Here is a 19,703-nt window from a genome sequence, read left to right on the forward strand (position 1 = left end):
AACGGCCTTCTTGCGAAAGCCGTTGTTTAAGCGCCACTAAGCCTGTTTTGGCTTAGAAATCATATTCTAACGCTAAGCGGTTCTGCCAGAAGTTCTTGTCAGAGGTCGAGGTGGTTTGCACGCCGACAAAGTCGGTCAGGCTCAGCCCTTTCAGCACGCCATCAAAGCTGTAGGTGCCGTAAATCAGGTACTCCGACTGATTGCTGCTGGACGCGCCGGCGCTGGCGGTCAAATCCATAAAGGAGTAACGGCTGCCGAGGGAAATATTGCTGTTGGCGGTCCAGTTCAGATCGGTGGAGTAGGCGTTGCCGCTCCCCAAATCCTGGGTACTGGTGAAGAACGGCTGGGCAAAATACTGGCCGGACGAGGTGTTATGGGCATAAGGCGTCACCAGCGCACCGTTGCCATAGGCATTCTCACTGGCGGCGATATGGTCCCAGTTCAGTGACCAGCGCAATGACGGCACAAAATTCATCGCATACTGCGCGCCGTAGCTGGTGCTGTTTACTTCGCCCGCCAGCGCGTCGCCCTGACTCAGGCCGCGAATAAACTGCACGCCAATTTTTGGCTGCAACGGATTTTCCGACCACGACAGGAAGCTGTCGGCGTAAACCATCTTGGTGTAGTTATTGTATTCTTCGTACCACAGCTGGCCGGTCAGCTTTTTATCATCCAGCTTCAGGGCACGTCCGCCGCCGATGCCCCACATGCCGTTAGTACGGCCATCGGCGTCGGTGTAGGCGGTGGTGTCGAGAAACTGATCGTCACCCCAGGGTTTATAGCGGGTAATTTTGGTGGCGTGCAGGAAATTGTCGCTGTCGCCATAATTGGCGTCCACACCCCGGAACAGGATCGGGGTGATGCGCCAGTCGTAGTCGCCGATAAACGGGATATTGATACGCTGGTCACCGGCGGTGATGCGGAAGTCCTGATAGTGCCAGCTCAGATAGGCTTCGCCGACGCCGGTCTCGTTTGGCCCCAGTTCACCGATCAGGTGGTCATCGTTATGCGAGATGCCGCGTTGCAAAATGCCGCTGACGCCGAGGCTCAGGCCATAATATTCCGCCGTGGCGTACTTCACGCTGCCACCGTAACTGACGGTATCCTGCGAATAGCCCGGTGAGAAATAGGCGTTGTGGGTGGAATAATAGAGGCTGCGCAGGCTGCCATGGACCGAGCCGCAGGTAAACATTTCGGTCAGTGAATCGGCGACGCCGGCATCACAATCCGAAACCGGTGCCGCAGCCAGCGCGTGACCCATTAATAAAGCCTGAGAGACGACGAGTACACCCAACTTTAGCGCAAAGTTGACCTTCTTTGTTTTCATCAATAGCTTCCTGTCAAAATTTGAAAATGATCTGCCCGCAGCAAAATTTGCTGAGTAATTTTTTTTGGGTATCCGGTAAAACCGTCCAGTGGCGAGCGCGTTATTTTAGCTACGCAGGTTATTTACGCACTGTAATTAATTTTATTGCGATTTCATTTATTCAGTGACAGCGGATCGCTTGGTAATTCCAGCGTGTCGCGCACGTCCCAACCCTGCAGCTTGCCTGGGTTGAGCAGTCCTGCCGGGTCCAGCGCCTTTTTAACTGAAACCACCTCGGCCTTAATTTCCCCTTGCTTACCTTCTTCAATGGTAAAGACGTGAGGGTTATTTATTTTTACATCATGATCGCGGAATATCTGCATTATTTCGTTCAATCTTTCTTCACTGGAATAGCGAATTAATTGTAATCCGCTGGCAGTGATATTGCTGTCGTTGTCACGCAGGAATTCAATATGGGAAATAACTTCATCGCCGAACAATTCCGCCATCGTAATAATCTGCTGACGATAGGTGGAATAATTGAACGCCGTCTGCAAATAGGTCAGGGTGCTGTCCACTTTCAGCGCATGCAGCGTGGTATGGTTCCAGCAATATTCCATCAAGGAGGCATTGGCTTCACGCGCCTCGTCCGCCGTCTGGCGCACGGCATTCTGGCCGCGATACTTTTCTAACAGTCCGCTGCACAGGCCTTCACTTTGCTCCGCAATCACGCTAATCACCGCATGCTGCGTGGCCTGGTAGTTGCCGTTCAGATGGGTGAAATAGCTCGGGATTGGTGCGGCGAACAGGGCAAGCTGGCGTTTCACCAGCCCTGGCGAGCGGGCAAAGGCATTGGCATAGTCCAGCGCATCGGTGAAGTCGTCGAACACATCCAGCCGCTCAATCCACTGATGCACCGGTGCCAGCGCCAGCTCGACTTCCAGCAAGATGCCGTTGCTGCCGTAAGCATGATGCAGCAGCAAGGCCTGCGGCGCGGGAACGCTGAGGATGCGCGGCTCGGCTTCCATGGTCATCACTTTCACGCTCAGCACGTTGCCGGGTGCGCCCAGCGGGCCATAGTTGATTGAGCCGATGCCTCCAAAGCCGCCGCCATACAGTCCGCCCAGCGTCGCCAGCCGATAGGTCGACGGCATACAGCGCAGCTCCCAGCCCTCTGGACGGGTCACCGTTTCAATCTCGGCCAGACGGATCCCCGCCTGCGCCCGCACGCGGCCTTCACCCAGTTCCACCACCTGATTAAACGCGGTCATATCGACCAGAATGCCGCCCTGTAGCGGCACCAGCTGACCGTAATTGCCGGTTGCGCCACCGCGTAATATCAGCGGCAGGCCGTGCTGCACGCAGGCCTTGACCAGCAGGCTGAGCTCTTCTTCATTGCGCGGGCGAACCACCGCATCGGCCTGCTTGTTTTCCAGCTGCTGCTTCAGCACCGGGCTGAACCAGTGAAAATCGCGCGAAAGACGTTTGACCTTGGGGGCCTGAAGCGTCCACTCGAGGTCGGGAAGCGCCAGCAGCATCTGCTCTACGGCGTTCTTACGTTGTTCACTGTCCATACTCATCCTGTCGGCAAAAGGGTCATTAAATTAGTGAGACTGCACGGCTTCGCTTTCATGCCAGGCGCTGAGGGCGCGGCGGGAAATCCACGACATCACGCCAAACAGCGCGATCCCGGTTAACGAAATCAACAGCAGCGCGGCAAACATCAGCGGAATATCCAGCTGATAACCTGCCTGTAAAATCTGATAGGCCAGCCCGGTGTTGTTGCCGCCGGTGCCCGCCACAAACTCGGCCACTACCGCGCCGATCAGCGACAGTCCGCTGGAGATGCGCAGCGCGCCGAAAAAGTACGGCAGGGCAGAGGGAATGCGCAGGCGCACCAGGATTTGCAGGCGGCTGGCATGGCTCAGCTGGAAATAGCTCAGCAGGCCCGGCGACACGCTGCGTAACCCCTGGGTGGTGTTGGAAATGATCGGGAACACCGCCATCAGCGTCGAGCAGACCACTAACGACAGCGTGGTGTCTTTCACCCAGATGATGATCAGCGGCGCGATCGCCACAATCGGCGTCACCTGCAGAAACACGATGTACGGAAACAGCGCCGTTTCAACAAAGCGGTTCTGCACCAGCACAAAGGCCACCGCGCAGCCGATGACGATCGACAGCACAAAGGAGATCAGGGTGATTTTCAGCGTGAACAGCAGCGACATCATCAGCGAGCCGAAGTTGGTCCACAGGCTTTGCAGCATCACCACCGGCGACGGCACGAGGAACTGCGGGATTTTGAAATAGCTGACCCAGCCCTGCCACAGCAGGATCACCACTACGGCGACCACCGCCGGGTAGAGGATTTTACGGAAGGTCGGGTTGCTGGCCCAGGGCGTTGATCGTTGCGTCTGCATGGCTTACTCCTTTCCTGACTGGCTGGCTTGCAGAAGGCTGTCCTGCAGGCGTTTGGCATAAACCGAAAATGCCGGGCTGACGCGGAAGTCTTCACTGCGCGGGAAGGGTTCGGTAATCGCGATATCCTCCACCACACGGCCAGGCCGTGCCGCCATCATGATCACCCGCTGCGACAGAAACACCGCTTCGTGAATGGAGTGGGTGACGAACACCACCGTCAGGCCCTGTTCGCGCCACAGACGCAGCAGATCGCTGTCCAGCTTGTTGCGGGTGATTTCGTCGAGCGCGCCGAACGGTTCGTCCATCAGCAGCAGCTTAGGCCGTGTGACCAGCCCGCGCGCAATCGACACGCGCATCTGCATGCCGCCGGACAGCTCACGCGGCAGGACTTTGGCAAACTTGCCCAGACCCACCAGCTCCAGCGCTTCACTGACGCGGGTGTTGGCTTCTGCGCGCGGCACGCCGGCCAGATCGAGCGGCAGGCGCACGTTGTTATGCACGTTGCACCACGGCATCAGCGTGGCTTCCTGGAAGACAAACGACAGCGGCTCCTGCGCCTTCTCACGGCTGTCACGCCGCCACAAAATCAGCTTGCCGTCGGTCGGTTCAATCAGCCCGGCCACCATCTTCAGCAGCGTACTTTTGCCGCAGCCAGAGGGGCCAAGCAGGGTGATAAACTCACCCTGGTTGATGGTCAGATTGACCGGCAATAACGCGCGGGTGCCGTTGCTGTAGATCTTCTCCGCCGACAGCACCTCAATGGCGGGCTGTGGCGGCGCGCTGGGCGCGCGCACCTCACTCATTACGGTCAATTTAGGGGCTGAATTCATGGCATAACCTTCGCGTCTTTAATCAGGTCGAGGGTATAGGTCTGTTCAAACGGCACTTTATCGGCGGCGATCAGTTTGTTTTTCACCAACATATCCCAGGTCTCTTTCAGACGCGGTTCGGTGATGATGCCAATGCCGCCGGTTTGTGCGTCGCCGCCGGTCACCAGCTCATATTTCTTCATCTGCGCGATGCCAAAGGCAATTTGATCGGCACCCATTCGCGGGTTGGCCTTGGTGATCAGCACGTTGCCGGCGGTCGGGTCCTGCAGATACTCTTTCCAGCCTTCCATCGACGCCTTAATAAAGGCCGCGACCGCCGTCGGGTGATTTTTCACCGTGTCGGCCATACAGATAATCGAGTTGCCGTACGGCGGGTAGCCCCAGTCGCTGAGCGGGTAGACGTAGAATGGCTTGCCGCCTTTTTGCACCGAGAACGGCTCGGAGGTGACGTAGCCCTGCTGGACTAAATTATTGTCCGCGAGGAAAGGCTGCACGCTGAAGGTGTAAGGACGAATTTTGGCGTTGGCCAGGCCCAGATTGCTTTTAGCCCATGGCCAGAACGAGGTATAGGCCTCGGTGGCCAGCAGGAAGGTTTTATCTTTTAATTCCTCGCCTTTGCTGACCTTGTCATGGCTGATAAACACCGTTGGCGAGTGCTGGAACACCGTCGCGACGGTCATCGCATGCACACCGGCCTGCCAGGTCTCCAGCGCCTGACCGTTGTCGCCCAGCGTACAGTCCGCCTGGCCGGCGGCCATCAGCTGCATCACATTGACCTGCGGGCCGCCCATCTTGATGCTGACGTCCAGCCCGGCATTTTTGTACAACCCTTTGGCCTGCGCCTGATAAAAGCCGCCGTGTTCTGCCTGAGCGTACCAGTTGGTAAGGAAGGTGAATTTTTCTTCTGCCAGGGTGGAAAAAGAGGTTCCGGCCAGCATCAGGGCAATCAGGCTATAGGTGGTTTTGCGCATGTTATTCATCACGGGAAATCCTTTATTCAGAGGCAAAAGAAGACGAAGGTGGCGTAAAAGAGGTCTGCACAAAGCCATTCCAGTGGTGTTTTCCCCAGGTGGGTTCACTGCGTGCTTTCCATTCCATTTGATGGATTTCGGTAATGGCCTGCGCCCAGCTGGCGGCGAGCGAGTCGAGGATGGCGTGGCCCTGCTCAACGGTGGCCTGCGTCGGGTCGCCAATCACGCCGCTGGGACCAAAGTCGTATGAGGCCCAGGCGGCCGCCGGACGGCTGCTGGACAGCGTCGGGCAGGGGAATTCAGGAGGATAGTTCACCACCGCATGCTCCATATGGACGCACTCCGGGGCCAGCGCCAGCATCACCGCCGTTTCACTGTGGCCCGCGTGCATCGCCATTTTTTGCTCCTGCGCGCTGAGATACTGGTTCTCCACGTTCGGCACGCGGAACACGTCATGCGGGATCATAATCATGTCGCCATGGCGCAGACGCATCTCGCGTGAGGCCATCTGCAATACCTGCGGCTGTCCGCCGTGGCCGTTAATCATCAACAGCTTGCGGAAGCCTGCGCGATACACCGATTCGGCAATTTCCAGAATGGTTTGCAGCAGCGTGTCGCCGGTTAAGGTCAGGGTGCCGGGAAAATTCAGGTGCTCGTCCGACTTGCCGTAGGTGACCGGTGGAATGGCGAACGCCGGGATCGCTTTTGGTAAACGGGCCAGCGCGTGGCCTGCCACGCCGGACGAGATCACGCTGTCCACGGAGCAGGGCAGATGCGGGCCATGTTGCTCTATGGCGCCGGTCGGCAATACGATCACGGTATTGGCTTTGTCCGGCAGGGCAGCAATCGCCGGCCAGCTGAGGAAAGGGAGGAAGCGGGCTGCGGGAATATAACCGTTAATCATACTGTGCCTCGTTATCCGACATTATTGCGTTTAGCGGGATTGGGGTAGCCACGCGGTGGCCTCAACTTCAATCAGTACCTCGGCACCTGGCAGCATCTCGCTGACCTGCACCACGGTGGAAACGGGCGGCTGACCGGGATAAAACAGTTTTCGCACCTGGCTGTAATACGGGAAGTGATCGAGGTTGCGGAAATACTGCACCAGTTTGATCACGTCACTCATCTCGCCACCGGCCTCTTCAATGGTGCGGCGGATGCTTTCCAGCACGTACCAACTCTGTGCAAGAATCGGGCCTTGTTTGGCATCGGTCGAGAATTCGCCGGTTTCACCGAGCAACACGCGGGCGTCGGCCGGAATATCCTGAAAGCCGCGCACGATGGTGGCGCTCTGTGGATTGACCGGAATAATGCCGGACAGAAAGATAAAATCTCCCGCGCGACGCCAGGCGGCATATTTGGCGAGCGGCTTGCCCGCTCCGGCTTCAAGACTCATAACAGCACTCCGCATTCCACGTTCGTTGAAAGGTCAGCTTGCCGTGGTGGATCACCACGCGAGCCGCACTGTTTAAAGGCCAGGTTACGCTATCGCTTCCCGGGAAAAGCACCAGGCTGGCGGGGCTACCCACCGCCAGCGGTAAGTCGTTTGCCGTACCGCTCAGCGCAGCAGCAGAACAGATCAGCTGGGACTGCTGGTCAAAAACTCTATCCAGCTGCAGGGCAAACAGCCCGCAGCTCAGGGTATCCAGCGGGTCATAGCTGCCTGCCGGGCAAAAGGCATCCTGCACGTTGTCGCACCCGAGCATCACCGGAATGCCGGCGGCCTGCGCCTCTTTCACCAGGGTGATCCCGCGCTGGCGCGGCGTCTGGCCGACAACGGCGTCCTGCAACAGCAGGTTGGTCATCGGCAGGGCGATCAGGGTGACACGGTGTTTAGCTAATTCGCTGAGCACGACCTTAGCCTGCTGTTCACTGCCGGACGCCAGCGCGCATCCGTGGCTGCAGCAGATATGCCCGCTAAAGGCGTTTTCGCTGAGGAAGTCAGCCAGCCAGACCAGGCCGTTGGCGGTCTCGCTAAGCTCTTCGTCGATATGCAGATCCACATCCAGCCCCCAGCGGGCGGCGCTGTGCATCAGGTTGGCCATCGCGGCCGGATCCCAGTTGGAGGAGTGAACAAATCCGCCTAACAGGCAGTGTTCACCGCTTTGCGCCACCGCGCGGGCAATGCGGTCTGCGGCATCCGCATCGGCGAAAAAGCCCAGTGGCGCCAGCGCCACGCGTTGCAGCGTGACGCCAGGCTGGTGAAGGGTCGCCAGTTCATGCCAGGCAAGCGGTGGCGTTGGTTCAAACCAGTCGATATGGCTGCGTAGCAGGCTGACGCCGTGGGACGCCGCCCAGGCCAGGCCCTGCGCCGCGCGCTGGTGGAGATCCTCAGCGGTCCAGTGCTGGCGATCCTGGTGCAGGGTTTCAATCGCCGCTAACAGACCCGGTCGGGCTGGGCGACTGCGGCCAATGGTGAAGGTTTTATCCAGATGCGCGTGCGGTTCAATCAGGCCCGGCAAGGCCAGCGTGCCCTGAAGGTCCCACAAATCTGGCTGGTCGGGCTGAGCGGGGGTTAGCGAGGCGATCCTGCCGTCGGCGAAACGGATATCCGCCGCGACGGGTTCACCCTGCTGCTGCGGCCAGTCGGCGGGCAGCAGCCACGCCGGTAAACGGACGTTGGCAACGCCGGCCAGTGGCGAGCCGGGTGGAGTCGGGCGCGTCGTCAGCCTCACAGGTCGAGGACCAGAACAGGGGATTTGGCGCGGGAACAACACACCGTTATCTGGCTGTTGTCGGCCTTTTCTTCATCGGTCAGCACACAATCCCGGTGATCCGGAATGCCGTCGATCACGTCGGTAATACAGGAGCCACAAATACCCTGTTCGCAGGAAAGCATAATATCGACTTTGGCACTGAGTAAGACTTCGGCAATGGTCTGCTCCGGGCTGACCAGATAACGTTGTCCGGTGGAACTCAGCTCAATATGAAATGCCGTATTGCCACCTTGTCGCGCTAATTCCGGGTTGCTGAAACGCTCAAAATGTAACTGGTCGGGCTGCCAGTGATGCTGCTGCATAATGTCCTGCAGCCGCTGAATAAATCCGTCCGGTCCGCAGGCCATCACCCGGGTGTGCGGGTCGGATTGCGTCAGGGCGAATGGCGTGTTGTGGCGCAGGGAATCGTTTGCGTCGCTGTAATGAAAAAACACCCGCTCCGCGAGAGGTTGCGCGCTCAGACGCGGCAGGAAAGCGGTTTGTTCAGCGTTCGAAGCATAGTAATGCAGCTCACATTCGCCGCCCTGCCGCGCGATAGCTTCCGCCATCGTCAGCAACGGCGTAATGCCAATCCCGCCCGCCAACAGCAGATAACGCGGTGCGTCTGGTAACGGAAAATGGTTGCGCGGTGCGGAAATCGTCAGGCTGTCGCCAGGCTTAAAATGGTGGTGAATATGCTGCGAGCCGCCAGAGGACAGTTCGGCCAGCTTGACGCAGATTTCATAATATTCCGCGTCACCGTGTTCGCCACAAAGAGAATACTGGCGCGGGCCAATTTCAGGAATATACAGGTCGATATGTGCGCCGGGTAACCAGCCTGGCAACGCATAATCCCGCTGGGCAATTAACTGCAATGACCGGTTTCCTGCGCCATTTTCAGTGATTGCTTTGATCGTGACAGGGATTATTTCGGCGTCTTTCATGTTCTTTTACCGTAGCGAGTCTGGACTCTGTTTGAGTGATGAAACGATTGTTCCCGTTGCAATGAAAGCTACGTTATTGCTATAACTGCGTTGCGTCGAGAGCTTTGATTCGCACGTCCCGTTGCATAAAAGAGAGCACCTCACCTATGTTCGCCTTCTCAAAGTTCCTGCTGTATTTCACCGAAGTGGCGCGTCTGGGATCCTTCCGTAAGGCGTCAGAAACCCTGCACGTTGCGGCATCCTCTATCGACCGGCAAATCCTGCGGGTGGAAAAAGAGCTGGCGATGCCGCTGTTTGAACGGCATCCCACCGGGCTGCGGCTGACGGCGGCGGGGGAGCTGTTGCTGCATGCCGCCAAAAACTGGAAGAAGGACTTTTCCCGCGTGCGTGAACAGCTCGACGACCTGCGCGGCTTACGCCGTGGGCACGTGCGGATTGCCACCATCGATGCCATTAACCGACATTTCTTCTCGTCGATGCTGAAGAAAGTGCATCAGGACTATCCCAACATCTCCTTCACGCTGACCACCATGAACAATATCGATATTCAGCAGGCGCTGATTTCAGGGGATGCGGACTTTGGCATTATGCTCAACCCACAAAGCTCGAAGGAGCTGATGGTGCAGGCCTTTGCCGAGATCAACCTGGGGATTGTGGTGCCCAAAGGGCATCCGCTGGAGGGCAGAAGTGGGGTGCGCTTTAATCAATGCCTTGAATATCCATTTATTATTCCCTCAGCCCCGCTGATGCTTTACGGGCCGGTCGAGGCGCTGCTGAATAATAACGGCGGCATGGTGAAAGAAGTGGCGGTGTCCAATAACATCCATATGATCCGTTCGCTGATCAAAGAGAAGATCGGCATTGGCATCCTCTGCTGGCTGGACATCATGGATGAAGTGGACCGCGAAGAGCTGGCCTTTATTCCGCTGACCGATCCGCAGTTAAAATCCTTCACCCTGTCGCTGTGCCTGGCGCCTTCACGACAGCTTTCACTGGCGGCATCGATGATGTTGAAACAGCTGGAAGTGTTGTTCAGCCAGATTGATGCACCGGGCCGTGAGGAATAATCGCACCAGTTTAGTGCGTGATGCTCTCCTTTGAATCAAATGTTGCAACGTCTTTCCCCGACAAACCCTGTGGACTGGCGATTGGTGAAGTTGGCACCGTTTTTGTATAGCTAAACGTGAGTAGAAGCGGTCAGTGCAGCTCAGTGCGCGGGACATTGCTCAGCAACCATTTCGCGGTTCATTTTGCGCCGGATTGGGAGGCTGAGCCGCGTCTGCTTGTCCTCTCTCCGGCAACGATAAGGAGAGGAGCAATGAAGTTACCATCCCGCATTTCCCTGTCTTACTGCGTGCTGAGCACGTTGATGTTTGGGGCGCTGTCATCCACCGCCAGCGCGGAAGAGAAAATCGCCTTACTGACCTCCTGGTACGCGCAGGCCGAGCAGGGCGGTTATTACCAGGCGCTGGCCACCGGCATCTATAAACGCTACGGCCTGGATGTCAGCATTCAGTCTGGCGGCCCGCAAATTAATGGTATGCAGCTGCTGCTGTCGAAACGCGCAGACGTGATCATCGGTTACGACCTGCAGCTGCTGGAAGCGGTCCAGCGCGGGTTTCAGGCTAAGGCCATCGCCGCGCCTTTCCAGTATGATCCGCAGGGTTTGCTGACCCACGCCTCGGTGACCTCCCTTGACGGGCTGCAGGACAAAACCATTCTGGTCTCCAGCTCCGGGCAGTCAACCTGGTGGCCATGGCTGAAAGAACGCTATCACCTGAAAGATTCTCAGGTCCGCCCTTATACCTTCAATATCCAACCCTTTGTCGCCGACGATAACGTCGCGCAGCAGGCTTACGTCAGTTCTGAAGTTTTTCAGGCGCAGAAAGCCGGGGTGAAATCCAACTTCTTCCTGTTCTCCGAGCATGGCTACCCGCCTTATGGCGGCATCTTAATTACCCGTCCGGATGAGATCGGCGGCCGCAAAGAGGCGATGGCGAAATTTGTGCAGGCCTCGATGGAAGGCTGGGTGAGTTACCTGAAAAACCCGGCGCCAGGCAATGCGCTGATCAAAAAAGACAACCCGAAAATGACCGACGATCTGTTGGCGTGGGCGGTTGAGCAAATCAGCCAGCATCATCTGATTGATGGTGGCGATGCGGCAAGCAAAGGCTGGGGCACCATGACCGAGGCACGCTGGCAGAAAACCCGTGATTTTATGGTCAATGCCAAATTGCTTAACGCCGATACCGACTGGAAGCAGGCCTATACCACCGAGTTTATTGACCACATACAGGTTAAACCCTGAGGAGCGCTGCGATGCTGTCTGATTCACTGCTGATAAAAAACGCGCACGCCATTCTGACGGGATTACCCGGTGAAGCCGCGCGCCATAACGGGCCGGATATTCGCGTGCGTAATGGCATTATCGAGGCGATGGGCACGCTGGTGGCGGAACCCGACGAGCGGCAAATCGATGCCCGCGACTGCGTGGTCTATCCGGCCTGGGTGAATACCCATCATCATCTGTTCCAGTCGTTACTTAAAGGCGAGCCGCAGGGGCTGAACAAAAGCCTGACCGGGTGGTTGAGCGCCACGCCTTACCGCTTTCGCGCCACCTTTGATGAACAGACTTTCCGTCTGGCGGTACGCATTGGGCTGATTGAACTGCTGCGTTCCGGATGCGCCACCGTTGCCGACCATAACTATCTCTACTGGCCGGATATGCCGTTCGATACCTCGACGATCGTCTTCAGCGAAGGCGAAGCGTTGGGGATGCGCATTGTATTGTGCCGTGGCGGAGCAACGCAGGGACGGTCGATTGAGAAAGACTTACCTCAGGCGTTGCGACCGGAAAACTATGAGGCGTATATGGCCGATATGGAACGCCTGGTCGGTCGCTATCATGATCCACGGCCGGAATCTTTACGCCGCGTGGTGATGGCACCGACCACGCTGTTACATTCCGCGCCGGGATCGCAGCTGCGTGAAATGGCCAAACTGGCGCGCAGCCTGAATATTCGTCTGCACAGCCATCTGTCGGAGACGGTGGACTATCTCGATGTGGCACGCGACAAGTTTGCCATGACGCCGGTGCAGTTCTGCGCCGAGCATGACTGGCTGGGTGACGATGTGTGGTTTGCGCATCTGGTGAAGCTGCTGCCGGAAGAGATCGCCATGCTGGGGAAAACCCGCACCGGGATTGCGCACTGTCCGCAGAGCAACGGGCGGTTGGGCAGCGGCATCGCCGATCTGCTGGCGCTGGAAAAAGCCGGCGTGCCGATTTCGCTGGGCGTGGACGGCGCGGCGTCAAATGAGGCGGCGGACATGCAGAGTGAAACCCACGCCGCCTGGCTGTTACAGCGCGCCCGTAAGGGGATGGCGGCCAAACCCCGTTATGACGGCGGCACCTTCGAGGGCGGCGGTGACGCGGCAACCATAGAAGACGTGGTGCGCTGGGGCACCGCTGGCGGAGCGCAGATCCTCGGTCTGCAAAAAAGCGGTTCCCTGCAGCCAGGCATGCTGGCGGACATCGCCATCTACCGGCTCGACGACCCGCGTTACTTCGGCCTGCATGACATGGCCATCGGTCCGGTTGCCTGCGGCGGTCGTGCCGCACTGAAAGCCTTAATGATTAATGGCCGCACCATCGTTGAAGACGATGTGGTGCCCGGTCTCGATCTTGACGCGCTGCGCCATCAGGCGATGTCTGCGGTGCGTACTCTGCAACAGCGCGTTGCGGGTTAACCTCATTCCATAAAGAAGGAAAACAACATGTCACAGTCTCAAGGTTACGGTCTGCAGGAACTGGAAAAAGAGGCGCTGATGGGCGCCATGGGCGAAGAGACCTTTACCCGCGAAGTGCGCTGCATTGACCTGTCGAACTTCGAACAACGCAAAAGCGAGATCGCCGACCAGCTCTGGCAGGCTGCGGTTGAAATTGGCTTCTTCCAGGTCAGCAATCACGGCATTGCGCTGGATGATATCCGTCATGCCTTCAGCACCACCGAATCGTTCTTCGCGCTGCCGGATGCGGTAAAAGCGCAGTACCCGCTGGCGAGAAACGCCGGCTGGGAAAATAAGTCCCAGGTGCGTCCTTCGACCAAAACCCCCGATCAGAAAGAGTCCTATCAGATCACCCGTCCGTTGATGGATGGCCTGTGGCCGGGCGAGAACGAACTGCCGGCGTTTAAACAGACCATGCTGACCTTTGAGTCGCAGTGCTGGGCGCTGGGGATGAAGCTGCTGTCCTGCTTTGCACTGAAGCTGGGCTTCCCGGAGCACTTTTTCGCGCAGGCGCACAATCCTGATGAGAAAACCTATCAGAGCACGCTGCGTATGCTGCATTACTATGCCACCGAGCAGTCCGAGCAGGGGATGTGGCGTGCCGGTGCGCATACCGACTTTGATTGCCTGACGCTGTTGTTCCAGCGCCCTGGCCAGGGTGGCTTACAGGTTTGTCCGGGCAAGGACCATGAAAGTCAGCAGTGGACCAGCATCGAACCGCGCGAAGAGGTGATCACCTGCAATATCGGCGACATGCTGATGCGCTGGAGCGACGATCAGTTGCCGTCGAATTTCCATCGGGTCAGAAGTCCGCTGCCGGGAGAGTATCAGGGGCCGCGCTACAGCCTGGCGTTTTTCTGCCAGGCCAATAAAGAGGTCGAAATTCTTGGGCCGCAGAAGAAATATCCGCCGATCACCGCCGCAGACTATCTGCAACAGCGCATCCAGGCGAACTTCGCGAAAGGATAGTGGGGAAGGGCGACGCGCTCAGTGATTCAGAAATGACAAAAGCCCGCTTATAAACATAAGCGGGCTTTTTTTATGGGGCTCTTCTTCGCGATGAGGGCTGGCCCTGATTTATCCTCGCGTCATCCCTATCGATAAGACTAGCGGGTCAGTTCACCGCGAACAATGGCGGCACCGGCGCTTAACGCGCTCAGCTTGCCACGGGCGACGTCACGAGACAGCGGCGTCATGCCGCAGTTGGTCGAAGGATACAGCTTGTCGGCATCGACGAACTGCAGGGCTTTACGCAGCGTATTGGCCACTTCCTCTGGCGTTTCGATAGCATTGGTTGCTACATCAATCGCCCCAACCATCACCTTTTTACCGCGGATCAGTTCAATCAGATCCATCGGCACGCGGGAGTTCTGACATTCCAGTGAGACGATATCAATGCTGGATTTTTGCAGTTTCGGGAAGATTTCTTCATATTGACGCCATTCGGTACCCAGCGTCTTCTTCCAGTCGGTATTGGCTTTGATGCCATAGCCGTAGCAGATGTGCACTGCCGTTTCGCACTTCAGGCCTTCAACCGCTCTTTCTAACGCGGCAATACCCCAGTCATTCACTTCATCGAAGAACACATTAAATGCAGGCTCATCAAACTGGATGATATCGACACCGGCAGCCTCTAAATCTTTCGCTTCCTGATTCAGGATTTTGGCGAATTCCCACGCCAGCTTTTCGCGGCTTTTATAGTGGCTGTCATACAGCGTATCGATCATCGTCATCGGGCCTGGCAGCGCCCATTTAATCGGTTTGTCGGTCAGCTTGCGCAGGAATTTGGCATCTTCAACAAACACCGGCTTCTGACGCTCTACCGCGCCGACCACGGTTGGCACGCTCGCATCGTAGCGATTACGAATCTTAACGATCTCACGCTTCTCAAAATCAACGCCGTTAAGGTGCTCAATAAAGGTGGTGACAAAGTGTTGGCGGGTCTGCTCGCCATCACTGACGATATCGATATCGGCCTGACGTTGATCTTCCAGGCACAGGCGCAGCGCATCATGTTTGCCATCAATCAGTTCCTGATCCTGCAATTTCCACGGTGACCATAATGTTTCAGGTTGAGCCAGCCAGGAAGGTTTAGGCAGGCTGCCCGCCGTGGACGTAGGTAATAAAATTTTCATAACAGGTGACCTTATATTTTTATGGTTAATCAAAGAACGGGATTAGCTGAGAGCTGCTCAAGGATCGCCCGATAGGGTTTGATAAAGCGCTCTTCAGTAAACTTTCCTTGTTCAATCGCTAACTGGCTGCGTTCTTCTCGATCATAAACAATCTTCGTTAATGCATAATCTTTGTGACTCAGGGTCGGCTGATATTTCTTACCCGCCGCAGAATTCGCATTGTAGATTTCAGGACGATAAATCCGTTGGAACGTCTCCATCGTGCTGATGGTGCTGATTAACTCAAGATCGGTGTAATCGTTCAGCAAATCACCGGAGAAATAAAACGCCAGCGGCGCAACGCCGTTTGGCGGCATAAAGTAGCGTGCCTGCAGGCCCATTTTATTGAAGTAGTGATCGGTCATGGACAGTTCATCCTGCAGGTATTCGACACCTAACACCGGATGATGATTTTCAGTGCGGTGATAGGTGTTTTTGCTGGACACGCTCAAACAGATCACCGGCGCTTTATTGAAATGCGCTTTGTAGGCCGCAGAGTTAACGAAATATTTGAACAGGTTGCCATGCAAATCGCCGAAATTATCCGGCGTGGTGAAGGCCGTTTTGTTCTTGTTATGCTCTAATAGCACCACGCTGAAATCATAATCCCGCACGTAAGAGGAGAAGTTATTACCGACAATCCCTTCGATGCGCTGATGGGTCTTTTTATCAACGATATGGGTTTTCAATATTTCAATCACCGGGAAGGTATTGCCCTTACCTTCGACATCCATCTCAACGGAAATAATTTCCAGCTCGACGGAATAACGATCGCCATCGGCATTATCCTTCAGCGCCAGCGAGTTGAAACGATCGTCGATCATTTTCAAGGTGTTGCGCAGGTTATCCTGGCGTTTTTCACCACGTGCCAGATTGGCAAAATTGGTGGTAATACGCGTATTTTTTGAAGGATTATAATTTTCATCAAAAGAAAGACTTTTAATGGTAAAGGCGAATTCGTTATTCATTTTGATGGCTATCCTAATCTCAGATGTGACACTGAATGCGTTTATTTTAAGCAGTTCCAGAATTTACTTTCTGGTTTCTTATTCAGCTGTTGTCAAATTGTCTTGGGCGAAAAGCAGTGTCTAATTTATGCCATAGTCACTGAGTGAGGAAAAGTGATATAAATTCACCGAACATGAAGCAATTTCATGATCTGGATCAATTTTGAGGGGATTTCACGAGGAAGGCCGCTTAACCGGGGGAACCCGGGCTGGAGGTTAAGGCCAGCCTGGTGTCTGAAGCGGACAGGTTAACGCCTACTTCTTCTTGTTGAGCATCGACTTTAAATCGGCAAACGGATTGTAGGTCGCGGCATCCACGTCATTCTGCGCGTCTTCGCCCGCCACCACCGAGGTGCCGTACTGGTCAGCTTCAGTGTACTTCGAATGCTCGTGATCATGGCAATACAGACACAACAGCTCCCAGTTACTGCCGTCTTCCGGGTTATTGGTATGGTCATGATCGATATGGTGAACCGTAAGTTCACGCAGGTTGGAGTAAACAAACTCACGCGAGCAGCGTCCACACACCCACGGATAGATTTTCAGGGCTTTCTCGCGGTAGCCGCTTTCCAGACGGGTGTAGTTTTTGGGGATCAGAGCCATGCCGATGTTACCTGTTAACAAGAAATCAATTCACGATAGTGCTGCCAATATATCCCAAAGCCCGGGTCATTCCTATCTCGCCTGAAACCAATACTTTTCCACCCGTTGCTCCCCTGATGCCGCGCCCATCCAACCCCCGTTCATCGCACAACGTCGGTGCCATTATCCTTATCAGTGGACCTGTTTTCCAGGATAGTTCCTGGAATCAGGCGCTGGCGTTTCATCTTCTTGTAAAAAAAGTCTATTAAGTTTATTTAATAATTAGGTTGCTCATTTTTTATCTCTTTAAAAGGAACAAGCGAATGTCTGTTGATATGTATCTGAAAGTTGATGGTGTAACCGGTGAGTCCGCTGATTCGAATCATAAGAACTGGATTGATATTCAGTCCTTCAACTGGGGAGCCAGCCAGCCGGGTAACATGGCAGTCGGTGGCGGCGGCGGTGCCGGTAAGGTCCAGTTTAGCGACCTGGCGGTGCAGGCGTTTATCGATAAAGGCACACCGGCGATCATGAAGTTTTGTGCGTCAGGCAAACATGTTAACAGCGTTGAGCTTTCCGTTTGTAAGGCCGGTGGTCAGAAAGTTGAGTACACGCGTATCGTCCTTGAAGACGTGCTGGTCACAGGATGCAAATTCACCGGCGTGGGCAGCACCGATAAAATCATGGTCAGCTATTACTTCCAGGCAGCAAAAGTGAATCTTCATTACTGGGAGCAAAGCGATCAGGGTACCAAAGGCGCGGAAACAAAATCAGGATGGGACGTTAAGCAAAATAAAGAAATCTAATTGTCTGGGGTATAACAATGGCTGGAATAGCATCCGCGATAACCAACGCTATTTTTAATGGTGGGTCATACGATCTCACTGAGATGAAACTGTTGGTGGATATCATCAATCACACCCATGATGATGACCTGTACAGTTTTGCCAATGATGATGTCGAACAGGCAATGAAAACCTACACGGCTCTGCTGAACAACACCAGTGGCCGTACGGCGATGAGTGAGGATGATGTTGAGATGGGGCTTTTATCCAACCGCGCCCATGCCGTGATGGTGACGCCCAATAACCAGAATTTCTTTAATAAACACACCGCGGGAAATTCCGGATGGTGGAATCCCCTGAAGGTCCGGGATGTTTACAATAAGTCTAATCGGGATTTTTTATGGGAGATTCTGGCGCCCATCGGCACCTTTCTGACCTCCGGGAGTACTGTTGCCGCTATCTTGAGGGAAGTCAGCGTCAGGGTAGCGCTGTACTCCGCAGGCTCAACCTCGGCCCTGGTCTCTTTATTATTGGTGCTGAGATCACGGAATAAAGAACATCAGCTCAAAGATAATAAAGACTTAATGAACGCGTTTAAGTCTCTTGCCAAGTCGAAAATTGAATTAAAGAAATCATACTTGAAGGTTATTTCAAAGCTAAGGAATGATTTAGGCCCGCATGTGAAAGAGGACAAGAAGGATGATACTCTTGCTAATCTCAATAGCGATCTTAATATTTGGGGCGCGAGTGAGGGGATGAAAACCTTCATTCACGGCGGCTTTCTGAATATTTCGGGCGATTCTAATCCCGAAATAAAGATTGTGGACAACGGTTGGGTGATCAATTTTGATCATACGATGACCTTTAGTAAGAACGATATTGAGATTCTGGAGAGAATGGCTTAACCACTTTTCACCCGGCTATGAGCGATGAGGGCCGCGCGCCGACTTCGTTCATGGCCTGTTCCTGCCTTGCCACCTGATTCGGCCTGAAAAAACAGGTATAATCCCCCAAAATCAGGTAACCAGTTAGAGATCAGCATGACAAAACTCACCTTACAAGAGCAGATGCTAAAAGCGGGATTAGTGTCGAGCAAGAAATTGGCCAAAGTGCAGAAGACGGCCAAGAAATCACGCGTTCAGGCGCGTGAAGCCAGAGAAGCGGTTGAAGAGAATAAAAAAGCGCAGGCCGAGCGTGATAAGCAGCTGAGTGAACAACAAAAGCAGGCCGCGTTATCGAAAGAGCACAAGGCGCAGGTGAAGCAGCTGATTGAAATGAACCGGATCGCCATTGCCAAAGGCACCATCGATTTCAACTTCACCGACAATAATCTGATCAAGAAAATTGCCGTGGATAAAACCACGCAATCCCAGCTGATCAGCGGCCGTCTGGCCATTGCCCGCCTGAGTGCGGATAACAACGGTGAAAATACTTACGCCATTATTCCTGCCAGCGTCGCCGACAAGATTGCCCAACGTGATGCGAACAGCATTGTCCTGAACAGTGCATTGAGTCAGGAAGAGCAGGATGAAGACGATCCGTATGCGGACTTTAAAGTGCCCGATGATTTGATGTGGTGATTCGCTGGACGCTGACTGCATTTCCGGTTAAATGACCGGGTGCTTGCCGCCTGCAAACAGCAGGCGGTTTTGCCAGGAAAAAAACCTCTCTATCAGCGGCATTCTTTGCCATTCCGCTTAGCGCGTAGTTTCGTTCGCGTTTAGTGGAAAGGTTTCAACATCGCCACCGGTGAACTCAACCCCAATCACGACGCTTCGTTGAGACTGCTGATCGTCAGGTTTCTGAAGAATGTATTGTACGATGTACTGGCGTTTCTCAGAGAATTGATAAAATGTGGGAGGGAGACAAAGTTTTCCATTTGCGACAGTCAAATCAGGTGAGTCCTTTATGGACAGCTTATGTGGAGGCGTTCCTCTCGGGTTTATTGCGATGAGAGAAGGTTGGTAGTCACTGGCATCTGGAATATCGAAGCATATTTCAGCCCCAACTTTACTGACCGTAGTCGTTTCGTCAGCTTTTAGCCTGTCTCCTGAACCTGGGCATCCACTCAGGAAAATAACTGAGGTCGCTAAGATAGAAGAGCGTATTTTAATTAAGTTATTCATTATCATCCCCATGCCATAGCTCCTCAAAATCGTCCATCAAGTCAGTAGCGCTTGCTGACAGCAAAGCTAATCAGT

At 54.9% G+C, this 19,703-nt stretch carries 20 protein-coding genes; 7 read left to right on the forward strand and 13 right to left on the reverse strand.

From position 1 onward, the window contains the following. Positions 1 to 52 precede the first annotated feature (52 nt). From ACXKZG_RS08750 to ACXKZG_RS08790, 9 genes are all read right to left on the reverse strand, one after another. Positions 53 to 1,327, reverse strand: a complete 1,275-nt coding sequence (locus ACXKZG_RS08750; RefSeq protein ID WP_346597649.1) for a TonB-dependent receptor — start codon at positions 1,325 to 1,327, stop codon at positions 53 to 55. A gap of 152 nt (positions 1,328 to 1,479) precedes the next feature. Continuing rightward, the gene (locus tag ACXKZG_RS08755) at positions 1,480 to 2,880 is read right to left on the reverse strand and encodes an FAD-binding oxidoreductase (protein WP_488876037.1); all 1,401 of its coding nucleotides are present in this window, start codon (positions 2,878 to 2,880) and stop codon (positions 1,480 to 1,482) included. A 30-nt stretch (positions 2,881 to 2,910) separates the two neighbouring features. Beyond that, positions 2,911 to 3,726, reverse strand: coding sequence for an ABC transporter permease (locus tag ACXKZG_RS08760; RefSeq protein WP_013202733.1), 816 nt, complete (start codon positions 3,724 to 3,726; stop codon positions 2,911 to 2,913). 3 nt (positions 3,727 to 3,729) lie between these two features. Continuing rightward, positions 3,730 to 4,557: an ABC transporter ATP-binding protein gene (locus tag ACXKZG_RS08765; protein WP_488876038.1), complete on the reverse strand. Its 828-nt coding sequence runs from the start codon at positions 4,555 to 4,557 to the stop codon at positions 3,730 to 3,732. Further along, the gene (locus ACXKZG_RS08770) at positions 4,554 to 5,537 is read right to left on the reverse strand and encodes an ABC transporter substrate-binding protein (RefSeq protein ID WP_488876243.1); all 984 of its coding nucleotides are present in this window, start codon (positions 5,535 to 5,537) and stop codon (positions 4,554 to 4,556) included. Before ACXKZG_RS08770 ends, ACXKZG_RS08765 begins: the two co-directional genes overlap by 4 nt. A gap of 13 nt (positions 5,538 to 5,550) precedes the next feature. Next, positions 5,551 to 6,432: a creatininase family protein gene (locus tag ACXKZG_RS08775; RefSeq protein ID WP_053142349.1), complete on the reverse strand. Its 882-nt coding sequence runs from the start codon at positions 6,430 to 6,432 to the stop codon at positions 5,551 to 5,553. Between the two features lie 30 nt (positions 6,433 to 6,462). Beyond that, entirely contained in the window at positions 6,463 to 6,924 is a 462-nt protein-coding gene (locus tag ACXKZG_RS08780) for a RidA family protein (protein WP_488876039.1), read from the reverse strand. Beyond that, entirely contained in the window at positions 6,914 to 8,203 is a 1,290-nt protein-coding gene (locus ACXKZG_RS08785) for an amidohydrolase family protein (protein ID WP_488876040.1), read from the reverse strand. Before ACXKZG_RS08785 ends, ACXKZG_RS08780 begins: the two co-directional genes overlap by 11 nt. Further along, positions 8,200 to 9,168, reverse strand: a complete 969-nt coding sequence (locus tag ACXKZG_RS08790; protein WP_488876041.1) for a PDR/VanB family oxidoreductase — start codon at positions 9,166 to 9,168, stop codon at positions 8,200 to 8,202. The genes ACXKZG_RS08785 and ACXKZG_RS08790 overlap by 4 nt, the downstream gene beginning before the upstream one ends. A 146-nt stretch (positions 9,169 to 9,314) precedes the next feature. Here ACXKZG_RS08790 and ACXKZG_RS08795 point away from each other — a divergent pair, with 146 nt between their 5' ends. From ACXKZG_RS08795 to ACXKZG_RS08810, 4 genes are all read left to right on the forward strand, one after another. Then, positions 9,315 to 10,235, forward strand: a complete 921-nt coding sequence (locus ACXKZG_RS08795; RefSeq protein WP_013202726.1) for a LysR family transcriptional regulator — start codon at positions 9,315 to 9,317, stop codon at positions 10,233 to 10,235. Positions 10,236 to 10,537: 302 nt separating this feature from the next. Continuing rightward, a complete protein-coding gene (locus tag ACXKZG_RS08800; RefSeq protein ID WP_346566795.1) occupies positions 10,538 to 11,476 on the forward strand; it encodes an ABC transporter substrate-binding protein in 939 nt (312 codons plus the stop codon). A gap of 11 nt (positions 11,477 to 11,487) precedes the next feature. Next, the gene (locus ACXKZG_RS08805; RefSeq protein WP_488876042.1) at positions 11,488 to 12,915 is read left to right on the forward strand and encodes an amidohydrolase family protein; all 1,428 of its coding nucleotides are present in this window, start codon (positions 11,488 to 11,490) and stop codon (positions 12,913 to 12,915) included. Positions 12,916 to 12,942: 27 nt separating this feature from the next. Then, positions 12,943 to 13,923, forward strand: coding sequence for an isopenicillin N synthase family dioxygenase (locus tag ACXKZG_RS08810; RefSeq protein WP_134824411.1), 981 nt, complete (start codon positions 12,943 to 12,945; stop codon positions 13,921 to 13,923). A 137-nt stretch (positions 13,924 to 14,060) separates the two neighbouring features. On the opposite strand, the gene ACXKZG_RS08815 is transcribed toward ACXKZG_RS08810, so the two are convergent. The 3 genes from ACXKZG_RS08815 to yajD form a co-directional block, all read right to left on the reverse strand. After that, entirely contained in the window at positions 14,061 to 15,089 is a 1,029-nt protein-coding gene (locus tag ACXKZG_RS08815) for a methionine synthase (RefSeq protein WP_488876043.1), read from the reverse strand. A 29-nt stretch (positions 15,090 to 15,118) separates the two neighbouring features. Then, positions 15,119 to 16,096 carry a DUF1852 domain-containing protein gene (locus ACXKZG_RS08820; RefSeq protein ID WP_488876044.1) on the reverse strand — a complete coding sequence of 326 codons (978 nt, stop codon included), beginning with the start codon at positions 16,094 to 16,096 and terminating at the stop codon, positions 15,119 to 15,121. Positions 16,097 to 16,390: 294 nt separating this feature from the next. Next, positions 16,391 to 16,738 (reverse strand): HNH nuclease YajD, encoded by a 348-nt coding sequence (gene yajD, locus ACXKZG_RS08825; protein ID WP_013202720.1) that lies wholly within the window; start codon positions 16,736 to 16,738, stop codon positions 16,391 to 16,393. Positions 16,739 to 17,040: 302 nt separating this feature from the next. Here yajD and ACXKZG_RS08830 point away from each other — a divergent pair, with 302 nt between their 5' ends. From ACXKZG_RS08830 to ACXKZG_RS08840, 3 genes are all read left to right on the forward strand, one after another. Beyond that, positions 17,041 to 17,523, forward strand: coding sequence for an Hcp family type VI secretion system effector (locus ACXKZG_RS08830; RefSeq protein ID WP_134824408.1), 483 nt, complete (start codon positions 17,041 to 17,043; stop codon positions 17,521 to 17,523). Positions 17,524 to 17,540: 17 nt separating this feature from the next. Continuing rightward, complete coding sequence (locus tag ACXKZG_RS08835; RefSeq protein WP_488876045.1) at positions 17,541 to 18,407, forward strand: hypothetical protein; 867 nt, start codon at positions 17,541 to 17,543, stop codon at positions 18,405 to 18,407. Between the two features lie 135 nt (positions 18,408 to 18,542). Continuing rightward, complete coding sequence (locus ACXKZG_RS08840; protein WP_013202717.1) at positions 18,543 to 19,082, forward strand: DUF2058 domain-containing protein; 540 nt, start codon at positions 18,543 to 18,545, stop codon at positions 19,080 to 19,082. Between the two features lie 117 nt (positions 19,083 to 19,199). Here the strand turns inward: ACXKZG_RS08840 and ACXKZG_RS08845 are convergent, their stop codons facing one another. Then, a complete protein-coding gene (locus ACXKZG_RS08845) occupies positions 19,200 to 19,628 on the reverse strand; it encodes a putative T6SS immunity periplasmic lipoprotein (RefSeq protein ID WP_488876046.1) in 429 nt (142 codons plus the stop codon). Between the last annotated feature and the right edge of the window lie 75 nt (positions 19,629 to 19,703).

The sequence above is a fragment of the Erwinia sp. 2186 genome (assembly GCF_057812255.1).